Source organism: Candidatus Avedoeria danica (assembly GCA_016703025.1).
Classification (GTDB): Bacteria; Chloroflexota; Anaerolineae; order Epilineales; family Epilineaceae; genus Avedoeria; species Avedoeria danica.
Genome location: JADJCV010000001.1, coordinates 143,615 through 166,520 on the forward strand (window position 1 = coordinate 143,615; position 22,906 = coordinate 166,520).

Below are 22,906 nucleotides of genomic sequence, written 5' to 3' on the forward strand. Positions count from 1 at the left end.
GATTGGACCGCCCAGGGCTGGCGATGCCCCGCCCACGGCGCTAAGCTTGGCGCCCAATCCCTCCCCCCCACCGGCCGACGACCCCCCGCTGCCGGGATATCCGGCGCGCACCGCCCGTGCGCCCGTCGACCGACCGCCAACGCGATAGGTGAGACATGCCCGTGCCGTTCCTGCCCCCCCACCGGCTGCGGACCTGCATGGCGGGCGCCTTAATAGCCGCCCTGCTGCTGACGCTGCGAACGCCTTCTCAACCCGATGCCGATACCGCCCGCGCGCAGCCGCTGCGCCAGTGGTCGCTCGTCGAGACGCGCATGGCCGCCTTCGATACCGGCAGCCTCTATCTCCCAGGCGGGGTCGCCGCCGCGCCGGGCGGCCTGTTCTACGTCGCCGACAGCGGCCACCACCGGATCGCCGTCGTCGGTGCGGATGGCCGGGTGGAACGTGCGTTCGGCCGGTTCGGCAACGGGCCGGCGGAGTTGAACCAGCCGCGCGACGTGGCGGTGAACGCCGCGCGCGACCGCGTCTACGTGGCCGACCGCGCGAACCGGCGTCTCTCCGTGTTCACGCTCACCGGCGAACCCGTGGCGCAGTGGATGGCCGCCGCCGACTTCCAAGCCTTCGTCCCGCACGCCGTCGCCCTCGCCCCGAACGGCGATGTCCTCGTGCTGTCCGATGGCTCCCGGCGTGTCGAGCGCTTCACATGGGACGGCACGTGGTTGAGCGGCTTTGGCGGGGCCGGCGGCGCGGCCGACCAGCTGGCCGGGCCGAACGAGCTGGCCGTGACCTCCGACGGCCGGATCCTCGTCGCCGATACCGCCGGCGCGCCAAGCGATGATCGCACGGAGCCGCTCGGGCGCCTTTCGGTCTTCGCGAGCACCGGCGCCTTCATCGACCGCCATGCGTTCAAGGGCATCCGCGACGTCGCGGTCCACCCGGACACCGGCGCCGTCTACGTCCTGCTGAACGGCCCTTCGGGCGACCGCGATGAGATCAAGGTCCTCGACAGCGCGCTGGCGCAGACGGACGCGATCACGAGCGACATGCTGCCCGAAACCGCCCGCTTCGCGCCGGCCGAGCGCCTGGCCCTGAACACCGGCGGCCGCCTGGCCCTCGCCTCCGGCCCGACCGGCGATCCCGGCCGCCCGACGCAGGGGTTGCGACTGTATGCCACCGGCGCGGGCTTGCCCGTCCTGACCGCCGCGACGCTGCTTGACCCGCTGGCCGCACCGACGGCCCTCGATCCGATCGCCCTCGACACGCTGCCCGACGGGCAGCTCGTCGTCGCCGAGCGCGACCTGGGCATCGTAAGGATCTTTCGCCATGACGGCGGCTTCGAACGCGCACTGCCCAGCCTCGGCGCCGACGAGGTGGCCACGACACCGGACGGCGGGCTGTTGCTCGGGATCAGCAGCGTCTCGTACGCCACCCGGATCGACCCCGTCACCGGGCGGGAGAGCTGGCGTTGGACGTGCGATTGCCTGAACGGCTTCGGCCTCGCCGCCTCGAACGACCGCGTCTACGCCACGTCGGCGCTGTCGGGCACGGTGTTGGCATACGATCCGAGCGGCAGGGAGCCGCTCGGCCGCTTCACCCCGACCCAGAGCGGCTACGCCTGGCCGCTCGACATCGACCGCGGTCCGGACGGCCGTTTGTACGCCGCCGGCGGTGAGCAGGGCGACGTTCGTGTTCTCGACCCGACCACGGGACAGGTCCTCGCCAGCTGGCCGACCGGCGGCGGCGGCCCGCACCGGATCAGCGTCGGGCCGGACGGCACCGTCTTCACGCTGCGCTTCGACGGCACGGTCGCCGCTTGGGCGTCCGACGGCCAACCGCTGGCCGCCTGGCCCATCGAGGCGGTCGCGACCTACCCCCGGGGTGTGCCGTCCGACCTCGCCGCCGGCCCGAACGGCCGACTGTACGTCCTGGACAGCACCTCGCGGGCGGTGCTCGTCTTCGAGCCGGGTCCCGGCACACAGCCGACGCCGACGCCGACCCCCGACCCGCCGTGCACCGTCACGGGCGACAAGACGGCCGCGCCGGCGCAGGTCGTCCTCGGCCGGCCGGTGACGATCAACCTCCTCCTCGACATCCAGTGCCGCGGCGGCACGGCGCCGGCCAGCGAGATCATGCTGATCATCGATCGCTCGAACTCGATGGCCGGGGTGAAGCTGGCTGCCGCCAAGGCCGCGGCCGACAGCTTCGTCGCCTCGCCAAGCCTCGACCTGACGACGAACCGTGTCGGCCTCGTCTCGTTCTCCGACCTCATCTCGCTCGACCAGCCGCTGACCCACGACCGTGCCGCCGTCCGTGCCGCCGTCGCCGACATCCAGCACACCGGCAACACGGACATCGCCACCGCCCTGCGCCGGGCGACGGATCACGTCCTGGAGGCGGCCAGGCCGGGCGCACGGCCGGTGCTGATCCTGATGACGGACGGCAAGCCGAGCCGGATCGGCCAGCCCTATGTGGACACGGTCATCGAGGCGGCCCGCGCCAAGGCGCACGGCGCGCTCGTCTACGCGATCGGCCTGGGCGACACGATCGAGACCGACCTCCTGGTCACCGTCGCCGGCGCCTCGAGCCGCTACTTCGCCGCGCCGCGGCCCGATCAGCTGGCGTCCATCTACGCCGAGCTTTCGCAGACCGTCGGCGGCGTCGCCGCCACCGACGTGCGGATCGTCGACGGCCTCGGCCCCGACGTGACGTTCGTCCCGGGCTCGGCGACGCGCGGCGGGACGCTGATCGGGACGGACGTCGTCTGGACGCTCGGCGCGTTGCCGAGCGGCAAGGCCACCGTGAGCATGCGGGTGACGCCGGGCCGCGTCGGCCGCATCCCGACGAACACGCTTGCCACGGCCAGCTACACCGCGGACGGCCGGCGTTTCACGTTCGAGTTCCCGGTGCCCGAGGTCGAGGTCCTGCCCGCTCCGACGCCGACGCCGACGCCGAGGGTCACCGGGCCGTCCGAGGTCTACCTGCCGATCACGCAACGGAATCACTGCCAGCCGGATGACGCACGCCTCGGCGCCGAGATCGTCCTCGTCATCGACACGTCATCGTCGATGGCGGGCGACAAGTTGGCGGCGGCCAAGGCGGCCGGCCGGCAGTTCGTCGATCTGCTCGACCGTCGCCGTGACCGCTCGGCGCTGGTGACGTTCGACGGCCAGGCGCGGCTCGCCCAGCCGTTGACGGCCAACGCCGTGCTCGTCAAGACGGCGCTCGACGAGATGACGACCACTGCCGGCACGCGCGTCGATCTCGGTCTGGCCAAGGGCGCCGACGAGCTTCGCCTTCGCGCCCGCAACGGCAGCCAGCGCGTGCTCATCTTCATGTCGGACGGCCAGCCGACGTCCGGGACGCGCGACGCCGCGCTGCGCACCGCGGCGGACGTCCGGCGGACGGGTGCGACGGTCTTCGCCATCGGGCTCGGCGACGCCGATGCCGCCTTCCTGATCGCCGTCGCGACGAGCAGCCGCCACTACTTCCACGCCCCCAATCCGTCCGACCTCGAGCAGATCTACCGACGGGTCGCGGCGGAGCTGCCGTGTCGATGAGCGGCGTGGCCGGTCGAGGTTGGATCGCTCTTCCTGTGGCGGCGGCGCTGTCGCTCTGCGCCACCGTCGGCCTTGCGCCGACCTCCCCTGGGCGGGCCGAGCTCCAGCTCGGTCCCGGCGACTTCACGTTCGCCTCCGAGATCCCGATCCCCGACGGCGAGCCCGTCGCGCTCGCCGTCGCTCCGGACGGCAGCGCCGTCATCGCCGTCGCCCCCATCGTGGCCCACCCGGCCGCCTTCCAGTCGCTGCGCTTCTTCGACGCGGCCGGCGCCCTCATCATCGGCCGCGTGCCGCGCGACAGCCAGGGGCGCGAGCTGCTGCCGCTGGCCGTCGCGCCGTTGGCCAACGGCGCTCTCGTCGTGGGCACCGCCGATCGGCTGGTCGGGTACGATGCGGCCGGCGGCGTGTGGTTCGATCGTCCGGCCGGGGACGGCCATCCCGACTTCGGGCCGGCAGCGCGCGGGCTGGCGGCGGCGGGCGATCGGATATCCGGAGTGGACGTCGCGAACGCGCGGCTGCTGGGCTACGAGGCGGGAACCGGCGTGCTGCGGCAGCGACTCGGCACGGCCGGCACGGGACCCGGCAGCTTCCTGGCGCCGCTCGACGTCGACGTTCTGGGCGACGGCCGCCGTGTGGTGGCCGACTTCGGCAACCGGCGCCTGGCGTTCTTCGACGGCGACGGCAACCCGGTGGCCCGCTGGCCGCTGCCCGATCGGCCCGTTGCCGTGGCGCGCGGGGCCGACGATGCCGTGCTGGCTCTGCTGGCGGACGACACAATCTTCGTGCTCGATCGGAGAGGGACGCCGATCGCCCGCTTCGGCGGCTTTGGCCGCGGCGCCGGCCAGCTGCGGATGGCGAGCGACATGGCGGTTGGGCCGGACGGGCGGGTCTGGGTCTCGGACCGGGGCAACCGGCGCGTGGCGATCTTCGCGCCCAAGGGGGCCGGGGCGACCGTGACGGCGGGTTCGCCGCCGCCGACGTCGACGCCGGCCACGCTCCGCGACGTCGTCGACGTCGCGGCCTGCCCGGGCGAGCCGGCACGGTTGGCGCTGGCGGTCGAACTACCGCCTGTTGCGCCGCGGACGGACGTGGTGCTGGTGTTCGACACGACGGGCAGCATGGAAGCCGTCGTGTCCACCGCCAAGGCGCGGGCGATCGAGCTGGCGGCGCGCCTGGAGGACTTGGCGCCCGATGTCGCGGTGGCGGTCGTCGACGTGCGCGATGTCCCGTACGGCGCGGCCGGGCAGGCGACGGACTGGCCCTGGCGGCTGCGCGGAGCGCTGTCGACGGAGCCGGCGGACCTGGCGGCGGCGGCGGGGGAGCTCTGGGCGGGTGGGGGTGGGGACGAGCCGGAGGCGTACGCGGCTGCCCTGCGCGGGGTGATCGACGATCCGCGGATGGGCTGGCGGGCGGGGGCGAGGAAGGTGATCGCCCTGTTCGGGGATTCGGTGCCGCGGGACGAGGATCTGAACGCGGGTGTCGTCGGCGGGTTCGTGCCGGGGATCTGGGCGCCCGGATCGCCGGCGCGCTGGCGGGACAGCGGTCCGGACATGGCGCCGTACTCGGCGGATGATCTGGATTGGCAGTCGGTGCTGCTGGACTTGGCGGACGCCGGGATCACGCTCGTCGTCGGCGTGACGGGCACGGCCCCGGCGGGGGTGCGCGGGCGGCCGGATCGGCTGACGGCGTACTGGCGCGATTGGGCGCTGCGCACGGCGCCGGGGGGCGGTGCGGTGGAGGTCGGCGCCGCCAGCGAGTTGCCCGCGGCGTTGACGGCGCTGGTCGGCTCCACGGGACGGCAGGTGCGGCGGTTGGCGGGCGATGTCGAGCCGGTCGTCCTGGCGCCGTGGGTGATGTGGTCGCCGCCGGAGTATCTCGACGTGGCGGTGCCGCCGGAAGGGATCGCAAGGACGTTCGACGTCACGGTCGCACCGCCGCCCCTGACGCCGGACGGCACGTACCACCTGACGCTGCACGCGCTGGCGGACGGGGCGCGGTACGCGTCGCAGCCGGTGCGCCTGTCCTGGCGGTCGGTGTGCGGCCCGAGGGCCACGCCGGGGGTCGAACCCACGCCGACGGACGGCGCGACCGAAGTGCCCACGCTGCTGCCGACGGATACGACCACGCCAACCATCGCGCCGACGACCGCGACGGCCAGCGCCACGATTGTCGCATGGCCGACGGCCTCGGCGACAGGGCGGCCCGCGACGGCGACGGCGCCAAACCCGCGCGTTCAACTGTTCCTTCCGATCGCCGAGCGCTTCTACTGCGATCCGGCGCGCCGCCCGGTGGTGCACGTCGTCCTGGCGATCGACACGTCGTCGTCCATGGCCGGCGACAAGCTGGCGGCGGCGACGGAGGCGGGACGGAGCTTCATCGACCTGATCAACCTGCCGCGCGATCAGGCGGCGGTGGTGACGTTCGACAGCGCCGCCCGCGTCGTCCAGCCGCTCAGCGCGAGCCGGGCGCGCTTGCGGTCCAGCCTGTCGGACCTGACGACAGGCGTCGGTACGCGGATCGATCTCGGGGTCGGGACGGCGCTTGGACTGCTCGAGGCGACGGTGAGGCCGGGTGTGCGCCAGATCGTGGTGCTGCTGACGGACGGCCGTCCGGACGGCGGATCGGAGACCGAAGTCCTGGCGACGGCTGCGCGAGCGCGGGCAAGCGGTGTGGCGGTGTTCGCCGTGGGCCTGGGCAACGACGCGGCAGGAGAGCTGCTGGCCAAGGTGGCGACGGACCCTTCCCTGTACCGCTTCGCGCCGTCAGCAGGGGAGTTGGGAACGGTCTATCGGGAGATCGCCGGCGACGTCGGCTGTCGGTGACGCGCACCGAATCGCGCCACGCCCGCCGCCGTGTCCCCCGCCCCGAAAAGCGCACCGTCCGACACCGCAACTCAACGGCGTACGGCGTCGGACGGTGCGCGCCGTTGTGCTACGGCGTTGTGGGCTGGGGCTCGGGTGTCGCCGGCTCGGGTGTTGCCGGCTCGGGCGTTGCGGGGACGGGTGTTGCGGGAACGGGTGTGCTCGTCGCCGGAGCGGGCGGCACGCTGGTCGGCGGCTCGTCCGTCTCCGTCGCCGGCGGTGGCACAGGCGTGTTCGTCGCCGGCGGAGGCGGGTTCGTCTTCGTCGGTGGGACGGCCTGCGTGGACGTTGCATCCTTGGCCACGACCTTGATCTCGATCGAGCGCTTCTCTTCGGCGCCGCCGCGCAGGATGACGCGCAGCGTGTAGGTGGCCGAGGTCGGCGGGCACTCCTTGGAGGAGCCCTTGCCGGTGGCTGCCTTGCCGTTGAAGTATACGGCGTCGATGTTCTCGACTTCCCAGCTGAAGTTCACGCACTCGCCGGCCGTGATGCGGGTCTTGTCGGCGCTGAACTTGATGTTCAGGGCGACGGTGGGCGTCGGGGATGGTGTACCAAGGTAGGTCGGGGTGGGGAGCGGCGTGGTGATCGGCACGACGAACGGATTGCGCGTCGGGAGGGGGCGCTGGGTCGGCGTCGCGACGCCCTCTTCGCTCGCGACAGGTGCGTCCGCCGGCGGGGCGAGGCACGTCAACGCGTCCACCGGGAGCCAGCCCTCTTCGGTGCCGTCCAGCAGGCGCACCTTGAGCCAGCTGGCGGTGTCGTCGCGCTCGGTGACGACGACGACGGTGCCGGCCGGGATCGCCTCGCCTGCCTCGGCGTCCTCGGACGGCCTGTCGCGCAGGCCGACGTCGTCACCCTTGACCTCGCAGCGGAAGGCGACACCGGCGATCGAAGTCTTGGCGCTGCCGGTGCCCAATCGCTCCAGCCAGGCCTTGACCTGGGTGGGGTCGATGCCGAGCGGTTTGGGCAACGCACCCTCGGCGGTGAAGGCCGTGGCCGTGTATGCCGCCGCCTCGCCCGTTCGAAGCGTGACCGTGGTGGCGGTGGTGGCGGATGCGCCGCCGCCCTCCGCCCGGACGGGATCGACCGTTGCCGTGCCGTCCAACATGACGACCCACGCGGTTGGGTCGGCGCCGGGGATGTAGCTGATCACGAAGTCTGCGGGGCCGCTGGCGACCTTGACCTCGATCCAGTTCGCCCGGACCTTCACCTCGGCGGCCTCGTCGCCGGACACCTGGTAGCGCGCGGTGCCGGACGCTTGGTCCAGGAATGCCTGGCGGCGCTCAGGCACGCTCAGGCTGATCAGCGAATCCGTGCCGCTGTACAGGTCGTTCGTCAGGAAGTCGGGCCAGGCGAGGGCGCCGTGGCCGTTCTCGCCGATGAGGATGTTCGCGCCCGGCGTGACCGTCACCGACTCGCCGGCGGCGATCTCGGTGGCCGGGTCCGTCTCGCTGACCTTGTACTCGACCTTGGGCGCGACGGCGGCCAGCGACGGGCCGGCGGCGACGGGCGCCGCTGCCGTCGGCGTGCCGAGGTCGTCCGGCGACTTCTTGCCGCACGCGGCCAGTGTGACGGCCACGCAGGTCATGAACAGCGCGGCTCGCAATGGGTGACGCGCCATGGCGCAACTCCTTGGATAGGCGACCGGGGGGCGGATCTTTGCTGGGCTCGACCACGGGCCGCGCCAACCGCGCGATTATAAGGGCAACCGGACGGATGGTGTAGGAGCGACGCGAACGCACCGACCGCCGCGCCCGATGGATTCCCGCTATCGAACCTCGCTCCGCCCCGTCATCGCCCGACCCAGCGTCACCTCGTCGGCATACTCGATGTCGCCGCCGACCGGCAGGCCGCGGGCGAGACGCGTCAGGCGCACTTCGACGCCGTTCGCGCGCAGGGCGCGCTCGATGAACATGGCCGTCGCATCGCCCTCGAGGGATGGATTCGTGGCCAGGATGATCTCGCGGATCGGCTCGACAGCCATCCGGCGGACGAGCTCGTCGATCCGCAGGTCCGTCGGGCCGATGCCGTCGACGGGCGAAATGGCGCCGTGCAGCACGTGGTAGAGGCCCTTGTACTCACCGGTCCGCTCGAGCGCGATCACGTCGAGCGGCTCCTCGACGACACAGACCGTTCCGCTGTCGCGGGACGGATCGGCGCATACCTCGCACGGGCTCGTCTCGGCGATGTTGTAGCAGCGTTGACAGTGGACGACGCTCTCCTTGAGGGCGCGGAGGGCCTCGGACAGCTGCAGCGCGTGGTCGTCCGGCATCCGCAGCAGATGGAACGCCAGACGCGACGCGGTCTTGGGGCCGATGCCCGGCAGGCGCGCGAACGCGTCGATGAGGCGGGCGACCGGGCGCGGGAGCGCGCTGCTCAAGCTAGAACCCCAGCCCCGGCGGCAGCTGCAGGCCCTTTGTCACGTCGCTCATCCGGGCGTGCGCCAGCGCTTGTGAACGCTCGACGGCCTGGTTCATCGCCGTGATCAGCAGGTCGCGCAGCATGTCGACCTCGCCCGGATCGAGCAGCTGGGGATCGAGTTGGATCTCCTGCACCTTCTGGTGCCCGTTCATGACCACGGTCACGGCGCCGCCGCCGACGGACACTTCGACCGTGGCGGCACCGAGCGCCTGCTGTTCGAGGAGCATGCGCTCCTGCATTTCCTGGATCTGGCGCATCATGTTCTGGCTCTGGCCGCCGCGGGGGTTCATGGCGGGGGGGGGCATGCCTCGGGGCATTGGGGGCTCCTTGGGTGGAGTGGAGGGCGGGCACGGGGACCCGCCCCTACGGGACGATGGGTGGTGGGCGGCGATCGTGGCCGCCGTACGCGGTTACGGGTCTTCGGATTCGGGCTTCATGCCCGCCACGCGCGCGCCGAGCGCGTCGATCGCGTGGCGGACGACAGGGTCGTTCTTGGCGTGGTCGGCCTTCGTTCGCGGTCGCGCCGCGTCGGCCTCGCCCGCGGGCACGACCGTGCAGCGCACCTCGCGCGTCCCGCCGATCGACGCACCGACCGCGGTGGCGATGGCGGCGCGGCGGGCGGGCTCGGCGGCGCGGCGGCAGTGGAACTCGTAGAAGAAGCCGAGCGTGATCGATGTCTCGTCGGCATCCACCGGCCGACAGTCCTTCAGCAGCGCGGCCGTGTTCCGGTCCGCCCGCGCCACGGAGTCGACGATCGCCGACCAGCGGTCGCGCAGCGTGGCGAGGGTCGAAGCGTCGCCGGAGGGGGTGAGCGGACCCGGGCTCGGCGCGTCGGCCGGCTGGGCCTCGCGGGCGGTCGATGGCGGGGGCGATCCGGCGGCAGCGGGTGATCCGGTGGCAGCAGGCGATCCGGTGGCAGCAGGCGATTCGGCGACAGGGGACGACACCGGCGACGGGGACGACGGTGGCGCGGTCGCGTGAGATGCCGGCCGCTGCGGCGCGGCGGTCGACGACGATGGTTGTCCCACCGCGCCTTGCGCCGCGGGCTGGGGTGTTGCGGTGGCTGCCGACGCCGAGGAGAGCAGCGACTCGACGAGCGCCAGCTCCATGGCCAGCGCCGGCTGGTGGTGCTCGGCGGACGGGCGGGCGTCGCCGAAGCGGTGCATCGCACCGACGAGCAGCGGCGTCGGGATCCGTTCCGCCAAGCCGCGGAGCGCCGGCAGGTCCTCGGGATCGGCGTCGATCAGCGTGTCGGAGATGCCGGTCTGGATGAGCAGCAGCCGGCGCAGCGCATCGAGGATGCTCGCTTGAAGCTGACGCGCGTCCGTGCCTTCGTCCAGGCAGGCGTTGATCGCCCGCAGGCCGGCGGCCGCGTCGCGGTCGGCCAGCGCGGCGACGATGGCGGCCACGGCCGCCGCGTCCGGCGTGCCGAGCGCGGCGTGCACGCTGGCGACCGTCACGGCGCCGTCGGCGGCACTGACCTGGTCGAGCAGGCTCTCGGCATCGCGGAGGCTGCCGGTGGCGTAGCGGGCCAGCAGGTCCAGCGCGGCCGGTTCGGCGGTGAGCCCTTCCGCCGCGCAGATGCGCGTCAGCTTGCCCGCCACCAGCGCGGGCGCGACGCGTCGGAAGTCGTGGCGCTGGCAGCGCGACTGGATCGTCTCGGGGACCTTGTGCGCTTCGGTGGTGGCCAGGATGAACAAGGCATGCGGCGGCGGCTCCTCCAGCGTCTTGAGGAGCGCGTTGAACGCTGCCGTCGAGAGCATGTGGACCTCGTCGATGATGTAGACCTTGTAGCGCGCCTCGGCCGGGCTGTAGCCGATCTTGTCGCGCAGGTCACGCACATCGTCGACGCCGGTGTTCGACGCCGCATCGATCTCGATGAGGTCGAGCGAGCGGCCCTCGCCGATGCTCAGGCACGTCGGGCAGGCATTGCACGGCGGGCCCCCGGGGTCGTCGCCCGTGCAGTTGACGGCCTTGGCCAGCAGGCGCGCGACGGTGGTCTTGCCGGTGCCGCGGACGCCGGTGAACAGATAGGCATGCGCCAGCCGCCCGGCAGCCAGCGCGTTGCGCAGCGTGCCGGTGATGTGGTCCTGCCCGACGACGTCGTCGAACGTCTTCGGCCGCCAGCGGCGGTAGAGAGCTTCAGCCATAGGGGGGTCGAGTGTAGCAGCGAGGGCGAGGGCGAACAACCGTTCGCGAGTGGCGGCCGGTGCCATTCGACCCGCGCGAAGCCGCACGCAACGGCCCGCCGGCCGCCCGCGTATACTTCGCCCGCCGACGCGGCTTCCGCGTTGTCGACAGGGCGGGCGACGCCGTCCTTTGTCAGAGGAGCAGTCGATGGGCGCGCTGGGCAGCGGTATGGTCGTGTTCAACCTGTTGCGCGAGGTGAACCTGCGCGAGATCAAGCGCGAGGCGGACCAGCCGTTCACGCTGCACATTTTGGGCGAGGTCGGCGCGGCGACGCGGCTGGCCGAGGCCCTGTCGGCCGCGCCGGGCAAGCACGGCATCCACCCCTGGGTGCGCGTCGTGCCGCTGCCGCTCGCGGCGCCGGACGGGCTTTCGGCGCCCGGACCGAATGACGGGTTCACGGTGGCCCTCGTCCTCAACGACGGCGTCGACCCCGACACCAACGCGCGCGCCGCGCTTTCGCGGCTGCGGGCGCTGCGCATCCCGTCTCTGAGCGTCGTGCAGAACGATGATGCCGTCGACCTCGTCGGCGCCGCGACGCCGCGGCCGGGCGAGACCGCCCGCGTCGTGCTGCCGGCGGGATTGCCGGGGGATGAGCTGGTCGCCCAGTTGGCGCCCGCCCTTTTCGAGCGCCTCCCGGCCGACGACGGTGCCCGCGTCGCCCTGGCCCGCCAGCTGCCGGCGCTGCGCCGCAACGTCATCGCCTCCCTTATCGACCCGACGGCGCGCGCGAACGCGATGTATGCCGCGACGACGGGCCTGGCCGAGTGGGTGCCGATCCTCAACCTGCCGCTGAACGCCGCCGACGTCATCGTGCTGACGAAGAACCAGCTGATCATGGCCTACAAAATCGCCCTCGCCGCCGGCAAGAACGGTCAGCCACGCGATGTGATCGGCGAGATCGTCAGCGTGCTCGGCGGCGGGCTGTTGATGCGCCAGATCGCCCGGGAGCTCGTCGGGCTCATCCCGGTCGTCGGCATCGTCCCCAAGGTGGCCGTGGCCTATGGCGGCACGCGCGTGATCGGCCTCGTCGTCGAGCGGTGGGCGCTCGAGGGGCGCCGCATCGAGGGCAGCGAGGTCCGCGCGCTCCTGACGGAGGCGACGGCCGGCGCGCGCGGGCTGGCCGAATCCGTCGTCGATCGGGTCCGCGGGCGGAAGGATCAGGACGGCGACGCAGAGGCGAGGGCCTTGGATCGCCCCGCGACGCACGACGACAACCCCCTGTAGGGGCACCACCCCTTGTGGGTGCCCCTACAGGGGGCATCATCACACGGCTGCAATGCGTCGGACTGGTATTACGACCCTCCCACGACGCGCCGCACCCCCACCATCTCGACGGCCGCCAGCGCCGCCTCCCCCCCCTTGTTCCCGTGCTTGATCCCGCACCGCGCGAGCGCCTGCTCGGCCGTGTCCACCGTGAGGATCGCGTTGGCCACCGGCACGCCCGTGGCGAGCGCGACGTGGGCCGCACCGTTCGTCGCCGCGGTAGCGATGTGCGTGTAGTGATCCGTGTCGCCGCGGATCACGGCGCCGATGCACACGACGGCGTCGCAGCGCCCGCTCTCGGCCAGCCACAAGGCCGCGACGGGAAGCTCCCAGGCGCCGGGGACCCAGACCGTCGTGGTGTCGGCGGCGGCGACGCCCGCGCGGAGCAACGCGGCCTCCGCCCCGCGCAGCAGCTCGCGCGTGATCAGCTCGTTGAACCGTGCGACGACGAGCGCGATCCTGAGGCCCGTGCCGTCGGGGGGGACGTCGACCGTGTTCGCGGCGGCACGGACGACCGCCTTGTCGCCGTCGGCCGCACGCGCCGCGCCCAGATCGACGCTCACGACGGGTGGCGCACGATCGCCAGCGCCGGCGGGGCGGCGATGCCGGCAGGGGCGACGGAGGAGCGGATGGTTTCGACGAGCGTGAGGCCGGGCTGCGCGGCCGACGACTGCGTGGACGACGACTGCGTGGACGACCCGGCCGGATCGTTCGCGGCGCGCCAGGCGATCAGATCGGCGATCGCCAGCATCCCGAGACCGTGCCGCAGCGCGAACGAGACGAGCTGCGCGCCGCGGGCCATGTGGCCGTCGTCGTCGAGGATCTCGCACACCACGCCGGCCGGGTAGTGGCCGGCCAACCGCGCCAGGTCGACCGCCGCCTCGGTGTGGCCGGGGCGGGCGAGCACGCCGCCGTCGGCGGCCTGCAGCGGGAAGATGTGGCCGGGGCGCAGCAGGTCGACCGGCCGGGTGGCAGGGTCGATGAGGACGCGGATCGTGTTCGATCGCTCGAAGGCCGAGATGCCGGTCGTCGTGCCGTGGCGGGCGTCGACCGGAACGGTGAAGGCCGTGCCGGTCGGTGTCGTGTTGCGCTCGACCATGAGCGGCAGATCGAGCTCGGCCAGTCGGCCGGCCGTCATCGGCACGCAGACGAGGCCGCGGGCGTGCGTGACCATGAAGTTGATGTGATCCGGGGTCACGCACGAAGCGGCGACGATCAGGTCGCCCTCGTTCTCGCGGTGCGGGTCGTCGACGACGATCAGCGGCCGCCCGGCGCGCACCTCGGCGACGGCTTCGGGCATGGAGATCAGGCTCATCGGTGTTCCTCCCTTTCGACAGCTTGTGGCTCGACAGCTTGTGGCTCGATAGCTCGTGGCTCTGTAGTCTGTGGCTCGGCAGCCTGTGGCTCGATCGTCTGTGGCTGTCCCGGCTGCGCCGTGCCGGCGCCCAACAGGCGCTCGACGTATCGCCCGAGGATGTCGCTCTCGAGCTGGACATGCGTGCCGACGCGGTACCCGCCGGCGACCGTGACGGCGAGGGTGTGCGGGATGAAGGCGATCGAGAACGTCGTCGCGTCGACATCGACGACGGTGAGGCTGGCGCCGTCGACGGCGATGAAGCCTTTGCGCACGACATAGCGCAGGACGTCTTCCGGCGCACGGACCCGAACGCGCCGCGCGCCGCCGCCCTCGTCCTCGACGGCGACGACCTTGCCGACGGCTTCGACATGGCCCTGGACGATATGGCCGCCCAGTCGCGTGCTCGGCGTCACGGACCGCTCGAGGTTCACCGCGTCACCGACGGCGAGCGCACCGAGCGCCGTCTTGGCCAGCGTCTCGGGCACGAGCTCGACCGTGAAGCCGTCCGGATCGACCGTGACGGCGGTCAGGCAGGCGCCGTTCACGCTGATGCTGTCGCCGACGGCGATGCCGTCCGCGATGGCGGGCGCGGCGACGTCGAAGATGCGCACGCCATCGCGTGTGCGGACGGCGGCGAGGTGGCCGAGGGTCTCGACGATGCCGGTGAACATCGTCAGCGGGCCGATGGCGACATCGTCGCCGGTGCGCGGTGCGCGCTGGCTGACGTGTCGTCGTCCATGGGTGGAAGCGACGACGCGTCGTTGGTCGGCCACGTCGGCGTTCCGGTGACGACGATGTCGTCGTTCAGCGGCGCGAAGGCGATGTTCGTGAGCCGCACCGCATCCGCCATCCGCGCCACGCCGTGCCCGCCCACCGGCCCCGGCGCTTCACGCCCGCCGACGATCACCGGCGCGACGACGGCCCACACGGCATCGACCGCGCGCGCGGCGACGAAGCTGCCGTGCACCGCGGCGCCGCCTTCGACGAGAACGTGAAGCGCGCCGCGGCGGCCAAGGATGTCGAGGAGTGCCGCGATGTCGACGCGACCTTCGGCATCGCCCGCCACCGCGACGACCTCGACGCCCCGCTCGCGCAGTTCGGCCGCGCGGCCGGCGGGCATCGCCACGGTCGCGACGAGTGTCGGGGCCTCGGTGACGTCGAACACGCGGGACCAGAGGGGTACGAGGCCGGTGCTGTCGAGGACGACGCGCAGGGGCTGGCGGGCATCGCGATCCGAGTCGGCGCGGCCTGCATCGCCGTCGCGGGTGTCGGCGCGATCAAGGCGCACCGTCAGCGCCGGATCGTCGCGAACAACGGTGCCGCTGCCGACGACGACCGCGTCGACGCGGTCACGCAGACGGTGGGCTTCGGCGCGAGCGGGCGGGCCGCTGATCCAGCGGCTGTCGCCGGTGCGGCTGGCGATCCGGCCGTCGAGCGTCATCGCCCACTTGGCGGTGACGAACGGGCGACCGGTCGTGATCCAGCGGGCGAAGGGCGCGTAGAGCGTGCGTGCCGCATCCGCGCCGACGCCCTCGACGACGTCGAGGCCCGCGGCCAGCAGCCGTGCAGCGCCGGCGCCGTCGACGCTCGGGTTGGGGTCGCGGAGCGCGTATACGACCCGCGACACGCCGGCGGCGATGAGGGCGTCGGCGCACGGCGGCGTCCGGCCGTGGTGCGCGCAGGGCTCGAGCGTTACGTACGCCGTCGCGCCGGCCGCCGCCGCGCCGGCTGCCGCGAGCGCGGCGGCCTCGGCGTGCGGTCCGCCGGCCGGCGCCGTCCGGCCCTCGCCGACGACGGCGTCGCCTTGGACGAGAACCGCGCCGACAGACGGGTTCGGGCTCGTGCGGCCGATGCCGCGTTCCGCCAGCGCGAGGGCGCGGGCCATGAAGGCCGCGTCGGCCGGGGATGCGGGCCTCGGCCCGCGCATGCCAGGTTGCGCACCAGGACGTCGGATCGACAAAGAAATCGCCCTCCAGGCAACAACCTGCAGGGCATCGGGGCACGACGGGCCGCGCCGGCACGTGGAGTCGGCCTGCGGCTGTCGCGCAGGCCGTCGTCCCACACGGAACGACCGCCCGGCGCGGACGGCCAAGGCCGGCCCGGCGCGCGGTGGCGCGAGCTCGTCAGCCTTCTTTCATCCGGACTGTACCGTCGGCTCTGGCATCGAACCAGATCTGCCTTGCGGCTCGCGGGCTCGGGCCTTGCGGCCCCTACCGCCGGTCGGGAATTGACGATGGGCGCGAAGCGTGCCCGTCGTCTCACCCTGCCCTGAAGGCTGAGTTGTGCGGCCAGTATAGCATCCGATACAACGGCCGCTGCAACGGCTGTTACAGGGCCCGTCACGGCGGCCCGTTACGGCGGCCCGCTACAGGGGCCCGCTACAGAACGGCGGCCCGCTACAGCGGCCCTCGCTTTGCCGCATGGTCGATGAGCGCCTGTCCCAACAGCCGCTCCACCACCATCCCCGCCGTCAGCCCCGCCTCCGCGGCCTGGTGGAACATGAAGCTGCTCGGCGACATGCCGGATGTGCTGTTCGGATCGGTGAACAGCAGCCGTCCGTCGGCCATCAAGAAGCCGTCGAGGCGGGCGTAACCCTTGAATCCGAAGGCGACGAACAGCCGCTCCGCCTCGCGCTGAATCCGGGCGAGCGTTGCCGGATCGACCCGCGCCGGCGTGATCTTCTGCGAGCGACCGGGCATGTACTTGTCGTCGTACGTCATGAACGGGTTTGGGCTGACGGTCTCCGTCGGGAGGAGGGCCTCGGCACCGCCGTCGTCCGTGCCCAGCACGATCACGCTGAACTCCATCCCGTCCAGGAACGTCTCGACGAGCGCCGCCGTGTCCCACGAAAGCGCTTCGTCGATCGCGGCGGCCAGGCCGCGGGCACTGTCGCCGTCCGCCACGTCTGCGCCGTTCCCGACGTCCTCGATGTCGGCGACGACGCTCACCCCGATGCTCGACCCCTCGCGTACCGGCAGCACGACGAGCGGTGCGCCGACCTCGGCGGCGATCCGCGCCACGCACCCGTCCCGATCCGCCGCCCATGCGTCCGCCGTGATCACGACCTCGCGCGGCACGTCGAAGCCGTGCGCGCTGAGCAGCCGGTGGGCCATCGGCTTGTCGAGGGACAGCGCGGCGGCCAGGACGCCGGAGCCGGTGTACGGCATGCCGCAAAGCTCCAGCATCCCCTGCACGCAGCCGTCGTCGCCGTACTTGCCGTGCAGGGCGATGAAGGCGATGTCGATGAGGTCGGGCAGCGCCTCATACGGCACGCGCTCGGCGTCGGCCTCCAACCGCGATTCGATGTCGGCGCACGCGTTCTGGACGACGAGCTTGTCCGGCAGGCGCCACAAGCGCCCGCCGCCGTCCATGAACAGCGGCACGGCGGTGAACCGCGCGCGGTCGAGGTTGAAGATCACCTGCCGTCCGCTGGCCAGCGAGACCTCGCGCTCGCTGGAGCGGCCGCCGAGAAGGACGCCGACGGGTCATCGGATCCCCATGCCTGCCCCGCCTACTCCCGCACCGCCTTCGGCAAGTACACCGTCGACCGTCCGGGCGTCGGCTCGGCGGTCGGCTCGGCCGTCGGCACCACCGGCACCGGCCCGTCGACGACGTCGTCCGCGAGCGCGCCGTCGTAGCCCACCCGGACGTGGCGGTTGCGGCCGACCGTCTCGCCGTCGAACGTGTGCGCGGTGCCGTCCGGGAACGTGACGGTCAGCGTGTAGGCGCAGTCGCGCGCGCCGAGGCCGAAGTGGAGGACGCGGGTGTCCGTGGAGTTGTACGTCCCGCGGCCGGCCTTCACCTGGCGGGTGATCTGTTCGCCCGCCGGGCTGCCGATCGTCGCCGCACCGTCCGCCGCCCAGCGCAGCGTGACGCGCGCGCCGATCGCGTCGCGGTTCACGGTCGCGCCGTCGCCGACGACGCGGACCTGGAGCCAATCGTTCGATTGGCCGATCGTGTTCCTGAACAGGTGGCCGCTTGACGCGCCCGGGCCGCCGCCCAGCAGGAGGTCGAGGTCGCCGTCGCGGTCGTAGTCCGACCAGTTGATGTTGCCGGAGCCGCGCATCCGGGCGGCGGCCTCGGGGTCGGTCGGGACATTGATGCCACTCGTGTAGCCGACGGTGCCGAACGTGCCGTCCGGCTGCTGGTGATAGAGGCCGAACCAGCCCTTCTGGTCGGGCTCGATGAACGTCGGGTTCGCGTCGTACTTCCGGTCACGCGAAACGCCGACGTCCAGACGCCCGTCGTTGTCGAAGTCGGCGTACGCGGCGTCGATGTCGCCTTCGTTGTACGGCAGCTTGCGCGTCTGCCACTCGTTCTTGAACGACCAGCCGCCCGCGGCGCCCTGGTTCACGAGGAGCTGCGACGGATCGGCCCAGCGGCGGGTGAAGTTCAGGGCGTCGATCTCGGACTGCGGCCAGCCGCGGTAGCCGGGCGGGATCTCGGTGGAGTGGGCGATCGTGGCCATCAGGATGTCCATGTCGCCGTCGCCGTCCGCGTCCTCGCAGTCCACGCCGAAGCCGTTCGAGCCGACCCATTCCTCCCGCGGCCCGCCCTGCGGTTTCTTGCCGTACTCCATGTCGGCCCGCCACGTGTTCCCGCCCTCGAACGCCTCGATGCCGCGGGCGCGGGCCTCGTTCGTGAAGCGACCCTTGCCATCGTTGATCCACAGGATCTTGTGGCCCCGCTCCACCGACACGCCGTACGTGCTGACGAAGATGTCGAGGTCGCCGTCGTCGTCCACATCACACGTCGTCGAGCCGTTGGACTGGCGCTGCGGGTTGCCGGCGAGGTTGGGCGTCGCGTCCGTAAACGTGCCGTTGCCGCGGCCGAAGAAGAGCTGATCGGGCAGCGCGTAGCCGGTCTGGCCGTTGCCGACGTAGATGTCCAGGTTGCCGTCGGCGTTGTAGTCACCCAGCGCGGCGTTGCCGGCGCCCCAGTAGATCACGCCGGCCTGGTCGACCCCGGCCGCGACCTCGACGCCGCTGCGCGCCTTGACCGTAAAGTGCCCCTCGCCATCGTTCAGCAGGATCTGGTGGGTGTGCGGCACGGAAGTGTCGTAGTGATTGTGGATGTCCAGCCCGGCGAACACATCCTGGTCGCCGTCGTTGTCGAAGTCCCCGAACGCAAAGAAGCCGGCCTGCACGCCTTTCAGCCCGCTCTCGACCGAGACATCACTGAACGTTCCGTCCCGGTTGTTCCGCCAGATCAGCCAGTCGAACGGCTGCGGGTTCGCGTCGCCGACGCGCGTGCCCGGGAACATCGTCGGCGCCGCGATGTCGTCCCAGCCGTCCCCGTCGATGTCCGCCCAGCGCACGCGCGGGTGGGCGCGCGTGCCGGCGGGCAGCGCGGCCGGCTTGATGCCGCTGGCGACCGAAACGTCCTCGAAGAACGGGGCGACCGGCGCTGAGAGCGGCCGGATCGGACAGGCCTGGGCGGCAGGCGACAGCACGACGCTTGCCTGGAGCACGACGTCGTGCCTGGACGCCGCTGACAAGACGGCCGCAGCGGCGACAATGCCGCTCGCGCCGATGACGGCTCGATGGCGCAAGGTCGGAACGGGACGATCGGCGGTCATGCGGGCCTCCACGGTGCGGATCCGGCGGGAGCGACGGCGCCGGCGCAAGGATATCGCGAGCGCTCGGGCAGCGCCAGCGGCCGCCGCCGGGAATGCGTGAGGGGCGCCCCGCGCGCCGCGCGGAACGCCCCTCACATGTCCAACAGATCCCGCGCCTCGGTCCCAAGCGCCTGGCCGACCGCGCGATGGTGACAAGTCCGGGACTGAGGCTTCGCTCCCCAACATCACCCCAGTCCCGGATATCCCCCCTTCGTATCGGAGAGATGGATAGGAGGATAGGCGTGTTTGCGCCGCTGCCAAATGCCCTCTGCAAACGGGCCAAATGCCCCCTGCAAACGGGTAGGTGGTACCATCCCGCGTCGCGCCCGCCGCCCCGATACCGACGCAATGGAGCCTTGTCATGGAACGCACGCTCATCATCCTCAAGCCCGATGCCGTCCAGCGCGCCCTCGTCGGCGAGCTGATCACGCGGCTCGAGCGCCGCGGCCTGCGGATCAGCGGCCTGAAGCTCATCCACGTGACCGAGGCCCTCGCCGGCGAGCACTACCAGGAGCACGTCGGCAAGGGCTTCTTCCCCGGCCTCGTCGCCTACATTACCTCCGCCCCCGTCGTCGTGATGGCCGTCGACGGCCCTGGGGCCATCGCCCTCGTCCGCACGACGGTCGGCGTGACGAAGCCCGCCGAGGCCGCGCCCGGCACGATCCGCGCCGACTACGGAGTCGACATCGGCCGCAACCTCATCCACGCCTCGGCGAACGCGGCCGACGCCGAGCGCGAGCTGTCGCTGTGGTTCGGGAAAGGCGAGGTCATCGAGTATCGGCGGGATGTGGATCGGTGGATCGTGGAAGGGTAACGGATCGACGTCGAAGGACGATCGGGCCGATCGTCAGCGCAGCGCCGACGGCAGGATCCCCATCTGCTCCCGATACTTCGCCACCGTCCGCCGTGCGATCTTGAAGCCGCGCTCGCTCAGCAGCGCGGCGAGTTCGGTGTCCGTCAGCGGCGCGGGCTCGTTGTCGACGAGCTCGCGCAGGACATCCTGGACGGACAGCGCGGCGCGGAAGAACGAGGCGTAGGGGATCACGTGGCGGTTCGGCAGCATGACGTGTTTGCCGGCTGTCGCGCGGCTGATCGTGGATTCGTGCAGGTCGAGCGCCTCGGCGACCTCGCTGCGCGTGAGCGGCACGACGTGGCGCGGGCCGTGGCGGACGTACGCTTCCTGGACGCGCACGACGTACGTCGTCACCCGCAACATCGTCGCCCGGCGCTCGTCGATGTAGTTCAGGAAGCGCCGGGCGCGCTCGACGTGGTCGGCGATGTGGGCCCGGTCCGTGGCGGACATCGTGTCGGCCGCTCCGGTGGTTGAAGCGGCCGCCGACGACGCGGACGTCGCCGCCCCGCCGAGGCTCCGGTACAGCGGGTCGATCGCCAACCCCGTGCGCAGCGAGCCGACGATCTCGATTTCGATCCCGCCGTCGCGGCCGTGGCGCAGGACGACGTCCGGGGCGACGCTGCCGGGGCCGGTCTGACGGTCCCACGGCTGGAGGTCGATCAGCTCGGCCACCGGGTAGGGTCGGAGATGGGTTCGGATGAAGTCGCGGCCGGCGATCACGTCCTCCGTCGTGGCGCCGAGGGCGGCGGCGATCGCGCTGAAGCGGCCATGCGCCAGATCGTCCAGGTGGTGGGTGACGAGGTCCTCCGCCAGCGGGTGCGTCGCGCCGACCTCCGCCCAGCGCGCGAGCTGGAGGTGCAGGCACTCCGCCACCGAGCGCGCGCCAAGGCCGAGCGGGCCGACGGACTGCAGCGCCTGGAGCACGTGCTCGACCCGCTCGATACCGACGCGCAGCGACGCGGCGACGGTGGCCAGCGGCATCTGGATCATGCCGCGGTCGTCGAGCTCGCCGATGAGGAACTCGGCGATCTCGAGGTCGTCGTCCGACAGGACGGCGGCCAGCTCGATCAGGAGGTGCTCGGTCATCGACCGCTGGTCGGCGACGGTGCGGAAGACGTCCAGATCCACGTCGTCGAAATCGGCCGCGTCCCGCGCCGCGTCCCTGGACAGCGTCTCGCCGCGGGCGCAGCGGTAGCACGTGCCGTTGGACAGGAGCGCGTCGCCGCACGCCGGGCAGCGCTCGACGTCGCGCAGCTCGAGCGCCGGGTTGGCGGCCAGCTCATCTTGGATCAGCGTGTCGAGTTCCTGGCCGGTGAGCTGCAGGATCTCGGTGAACGCGATCAGGCTCGGCGAGGGCCGCATGCTCATGTGCTGGCCCTGATCGAAGCGCATCCCCATCGTCATCGCGCCGCCTCCCGCTTGCCGACGAGGCCGCCGAGGCGATCGGGTGCGATGTCGAGGAGCCGCGCCGCCTCGTTCGCGTCGCCGTGGGCGCGCCGCAGCGCCGCCTCGGCCATCGCCCGCTCGACATCCCGCACGACGCCGGCCAGCGTCGCGCCGTCCCGCACGAGCGCATCGACGTCCAAGGCGATGCGGGTATGCGGTGTGCCGAGCTCGAGCGTCTCCGGCGTGATCAGCCGGTCGTTCGCCAGCACGACGGCGCGCTGGATCGCGTTCTCGAGCTCGCGCACATTGCCCGGCCAGTCGTGGGCCAGCAGCGCCTGCATCGCCTCGGCGCTGATCTTGGTCGGCGCCGCGCCGGGGCGGCTGCGGTAGCGGTCGAGGAAGTGGGCGACGAGCGCCGGCACGTCGTCCGTGCGGGCGCGCAAGGGGGGCATGTCGATCCGGATGACGTTCAGGCGATAGTAGAGGTCCTCGCGGAACCGCCCGGCAGCCACGGCAGCCTCCAAGTCGACGTTCGTCGCAGCCACGACGCGCACGTCGGACTTCACCGTCACCTGGCCGCCGACGCGCTCGAACTCGCCGAACTGCAGGACGCGCAGCAGCTTCTTCTGCACGGACGGAGCGATGTCGCCGATCTCGTCGAGGAAGATCGTGCCGCCGTCCGCCAGCTCGAAGCGGCCCTTGCGGCGCTCGAGGGCACCGGTAAAGGCGCCCTTCTCGTGGCCGAAGAGCTCGCTCTCGAGGAGCGACTCGGGCAGCGCAGCGCAGTTCACCCGGATGAGCGGCCCGCGCCGCCGGGCCGAGTTGGCGTGCAGCGTCTCCGTCACGAGCTCCTTGCCCGTGCCGGTCTCGCCGGTGATGAGCACCGGGATGTCGCTGCCGGCCACCCGCCCGATCAGCTTGTAGACCGCCTGCATCGGCCCGCTTGCGCCGACGATCCGTTCACGCGCGTCGCGCGCGCCGACCTCGGGGAGGGCGCGCACGGACGCCGCCAGGCGGCGATGGTCGAGGGCCCGCTGGACGACGTGGCGCACGGTCTCGGGCTCGAGCGGCTTGACGAGGTAGTCGTACGCGCCGGCCTGTATCGCACGGATCGTCCGCGACGAACTCGAGTCCGCGGTGATCACGACGATCGGTACGTCCGCGGCCGACCGGAAGCGGGCCAGGACGTCCAAGCCGTCCGTGTCCGGCAGGTGCATGTCCAGCAGGACGACGTCCGGCTTGGCGGCGTCGAACTGCGCCTGCGCCTCGGCGCCGGTCTCGGCGGTCACGACGGCGATGTCGGGCGCCAGGTCGGCCACGTACTCGCGCACCAGCTCGCGGATGGCGGCGTCGTCGTCGACGATCAGGATCGTGTCGCCCAGGCCGTTGTGGCTCATTGCATGC

The 22,906-nt window shown here is 72.2% G+C and carries 15 protein-coding genes, 1 pseudogene and 1 riboswitch; of the genes and pseudogenes, 4 read left to right on the top strand and 12 right to left on the bottom strand.

Annotated elements, in window-relative coordinates:
* Positions 1 to 155 precede the first annotated feature (155 nt).
* On the top strand, positions 156 to 3,554 hold the full coding sequence (locus IPG72_00620) for a VWA domain-containing protein (protein ID MBK6767547.1): 3,399 nt from the start codon (positions 156 to 158) through the stop codon (positions 3,552 to 3,554).
* Positions 3,551 to 6,376 (top strand): VWA domain-containing protein, encoded by a 2,826-nt coding sequence (locus IPG72_00625; protein ID MBK6767548.1) that lies wholly within the window; start codon positions 3,551 to 3,553, stop codon positions 6,374 to 6,376. Before IPG72_00620 ends, IPG72_00625 begins: the two co-directional genes overlap by 4 nt.
* 109 nt (positions 6,377 to 6,485) lie before the next feature.
* Here the strand turns inward: IPG72_00625 and IPG72_00630 are convergent, their stop codons facing one another.
* The 4 genes from IPG72_00630 to dnaX all read right to left on the bottom strand — a co-directional run bounded on the left by IPG72_00630 (position 6,486) and on the right by dnaX (position 10,986).
* Positions 6,486 to 8,036 carry an SH3 domain-containing protein gene (locus IPG72_00630; protein ID MBK6767549.1) on the bottom strand — a complete coding sequence of 517 codons (1,551 nt, stop codon included), beginning with the start codon at positions 8,034 to 8,036 and terminating at the stop codon, positions 6,486 to 6,488.
* 147 nt (positions 8,037 to 8,183) lie between these two features.
* Positions 8,184 to 8,795: a recombination protein RecR gene (gene recR, locus IPG72_00635; protein MBK6767550.1), complete on the bottom strand. Its 612-nt coding sequence runs from the start codon at positions 8,793 to 8,795 to the stop codon at positions 8,184 to 8,186.
* Between the two features lies 1 nt (position 8,796).
* Positions 8,797 to 9,141, bottom strand: a complete 345-nt coding sequence (locus IPG72_00640; GenBank protein MBK6767551.1) for a YbaB/EbfC family nucleoid-associated protein — start codon at positions 9,139 to 9,141, stop codon at positions 8,797 to 8,799.
* 105 nt (positions 9,142 to 9,246) lie between these two features.
* On the bottom strand, positions 9,247 to 10,986 hold the full coding sequence (gene dnaX / locus IPG72_00645; GenBank protein MBK6767552.1) for a DNA polymerase III subunit gamma/tau: 1,740 nt from the start codon (positions 10,984 to 10,986) through the stop codon (positions 9,247 to 9,249).
* Positions 10,987 to 11,173: 187 nt separating this feature from the next.
* On the opposite strand from dnaX, the gene IPG72_00650 reads away from it, so the two are divergent.
* On the top strand, positions 11,174 to 12,250 hold the full coding sequence (locus IPG72_00650; GenBank protein ID MBK6767553.1) for a hypothetical protein: 1,077 nt from the start codon (positions 11,174 to 11,176) through the stop codon (positions 12,248 to 12,250).
* Positions 12,251 to 12,318: 68 nt separating this feature from the next.
* Here IPG72_00650 and IPG72_00655 read toward each other — a convergent pair whose 3' ends face one another.
* From IPG72_00655 to IPG72_00680, 6 genes and pseudogenes are all read right to left on the bottom strand, one after another.
* Complete coding sequence (locus tag IPG72_00655; protein MBK6767554.1) at positions 12,319 to 12,840, bottom strand: 6,7-dimethyl-8-ribityllumazine synthase; 522 nt, start codon at positions 12,838 to 12,840, stop codon at positions 12,319 to 12,321.
* Positions 12,841 to 13,007: 167 nt separating this feature from the next.
* Positions 13,008 to 13,604: pseudogene (gene ribB, locus IPG72_00660) on the bottom strand (3,4-dihydroxy-2-butanone-4-phosphate synthase).
* Positions 13,601 to 14,317: a riboflavin synthase gene (locus IPG72_00665; protein MBK6767555.1), complete on the bottom strand. Its 717-nt coding sequence runs from the start codon at positions 14,315 to 14,317 to the stop codon at positions 13,601 to 13,603. Before IPG72_00665 ends, ribB begins: the two are co-directional and overlap by 4 nt.
* A 2-nt stretch (positions 14,318 to 14,319) precedes the next feature.
* The gene (gene ribD, locus IPG72_00670; GenBank protein MBK6767556.1) at positions 14,320 to 15,573 is read right to left on the bottom strand and encodes a bifunctional diaminohydroxyphosphoribosylaminopyrimidine deaminase/5-amino-6-(5-phosphoribosylamino)uracil reductase RibD; all 1,254 of its coding nucleotides are present in this window, start codon (positions 15,571 to 15,573) and stop codon (positions 14,320 to 14,322) included.
* Positions 15,574 to 15,768: 195 nt separating this feature from the next.
* Positions 15,769 to 15,926: riboswitch (FMN riboswitch) on the bottom strand.
* 116 nt (positions 15,927 to 16,042) lie between these two features.
* Positions 16,043 to 17,065: a hypothetical protein gene (locus IPG72_00675; GenBank protein MBK6767557.1), complete on the bottom strand. Its 1,023-nt coding sequence runs from the start codon at positions 17,063 to 17,065 to the stop codon at positions 16,043 to 16,045.
* A 92-nt stretch (positions 17,066 to 17,157) separates the two neighbouring features.
* A complete protein-coding gene (locus IPG72_00680; GenBank protein MBK6767558.1) occupies positions 17,158 to 19,224 on the bottom strand; it encodes a CRTAC1 family protein in 2,067 nt (688 codons plus the stop codon).
* 400 nt (positions 19,225 to 19,624) lie between these two features.
* Here IPG72_00680 and ndk point away from each other — a divergent pair, with 400 nt between their 5' ends.
* On the top strand, positions 19,625 to 20,077 hold the full coding sequence (gene ndk / locus IPG72_00685; GenBank protein MBK6767559.1) for a nucleoside-diphosphate kinase: 453 nt from the start codon (positions 19,625 to 19,627) through the stop codon (positions 20,075 to 20,077).
* A 33-nt stretch (positions 20,078 to 20,110) separates the two neighbouring features.
* Here the strand turns inward: ndk and IPG72_00690 are convergent, their stop codons facing one another.
* Entirely contained in the window at positions 20,111 to 21,520 is a 1,410-nt protein-coding gene (locus IPG72_00690; protein ID MBK6767560.1) for a hypothetical protein, read from the bottom strand.
* Positions 21,517 to 22,899 (bottom strand): sigma-54-dependent Fis family transcriptional regulator, encoded by a 1,383-nt coding sequence (locus IPG72_00695; protein ID MBK6767561.1) that lies wholly within the window; start codon positions 22,897 to 22,899, stop codon positions 21,517 to 21,519. Before IPG72_00695 ends, IPG72_00690 begins: the two co-directional genes overlap by 4 nt.
* Positions 22,900 to 22,906: the final 7 nt, after the last annotated feature.

What these genes read in the sequence shown, in the direction of transcription:
- IPG72_00620 (MBK6767547.1), top strand. Translation starts at nt 156, where the DNA reads ATGCCCGTGCCGTTCCTGCCCCCCCACCGGCTGCGGACCTGCATGGCG.
- IPG72_00625 (MBK6767548.1), top strand. Translation starts at nt 3,551, where the DNA reads ATGAGCGGCGTGGCCGGTCGAGGTTGGATCGCTCTTCCTGTGGCGGCG.
- IPG72_00630 (MBK6767549.1), bottom strand. Translation starts at nt 8,036, where the DNA reads ATGGCGCGTCACCCATTGCGAGCCGCGCTGTTCATGACCTGCGTGGCC.
- IPG72_00640 (MBK6767551.1), bottom strand. Translation starts at nt 9,141, where the DNA reads ATGCCCCCCCCCGCCATGAACCCCCGCGGCGGCCAGAGCCAGAACATG.
- dnaX (MBK6767552.1), bottom strand. Translation starts at nt 10,986, where the DNA reads ATGGCTGAAGCTCTCTACCGCCGCTGGCGGCCGAAGACGTTCGACGAC.
- IPG72_00650 (MBK6767553.1), top strand. Translation starts at nt 11,174, where the DNA reads ATGGGCGCGCTGGGCAGCGGTATGGTCGTGTTCAACCTGTTGCGCGAG.
- IPG72_00665 (MBK6767555.1), bottom strand. Translation starts at nt 14,317, where the DNA reads ATGTTCACCGGCATCGTCGAGACCCTCGGCCACCTCGCCGCCGTCCGC.
- ribD (MBK6767556.1), bottom strand. Translation starts at nt 15,573, where the DNA reads ATGCGCGGGCCGAGGCCCGCATCCCCGGCCGACGCGGCCTTCATGGCC.
- IPG72_00680 (MBK6767558.1), bottom strand. Translation starts at nt 19,224, where the DNA reads ATGACCGCCGATCGTCCCGTTCCGACCTTGCGCCATCGAGCCGTCATC.
- ndk (MBK6767559.1), top strand. Translation starts at nt 19,625, where the DNA reads ATGGAACGCACGCTCATCATCCTCAAGCCCGATGCCGTCCAGCGCGCC.
- IPG72_00690 (MBK6767560.1), bottom strand. Translation starts at nt 21,520, where the DNA reads ATGACGATGGGGATGCGCTTCGATCAGGGCCAGCACATGAGCATGCGG.
- IPG72_00695 (MBK6767561.1), bottom strand. Translation starts at nt 22,899, where the DNA reads ATGAGCCACAACGGCCTGGGCGACACGATCCTGATCGTCGACGACGAC.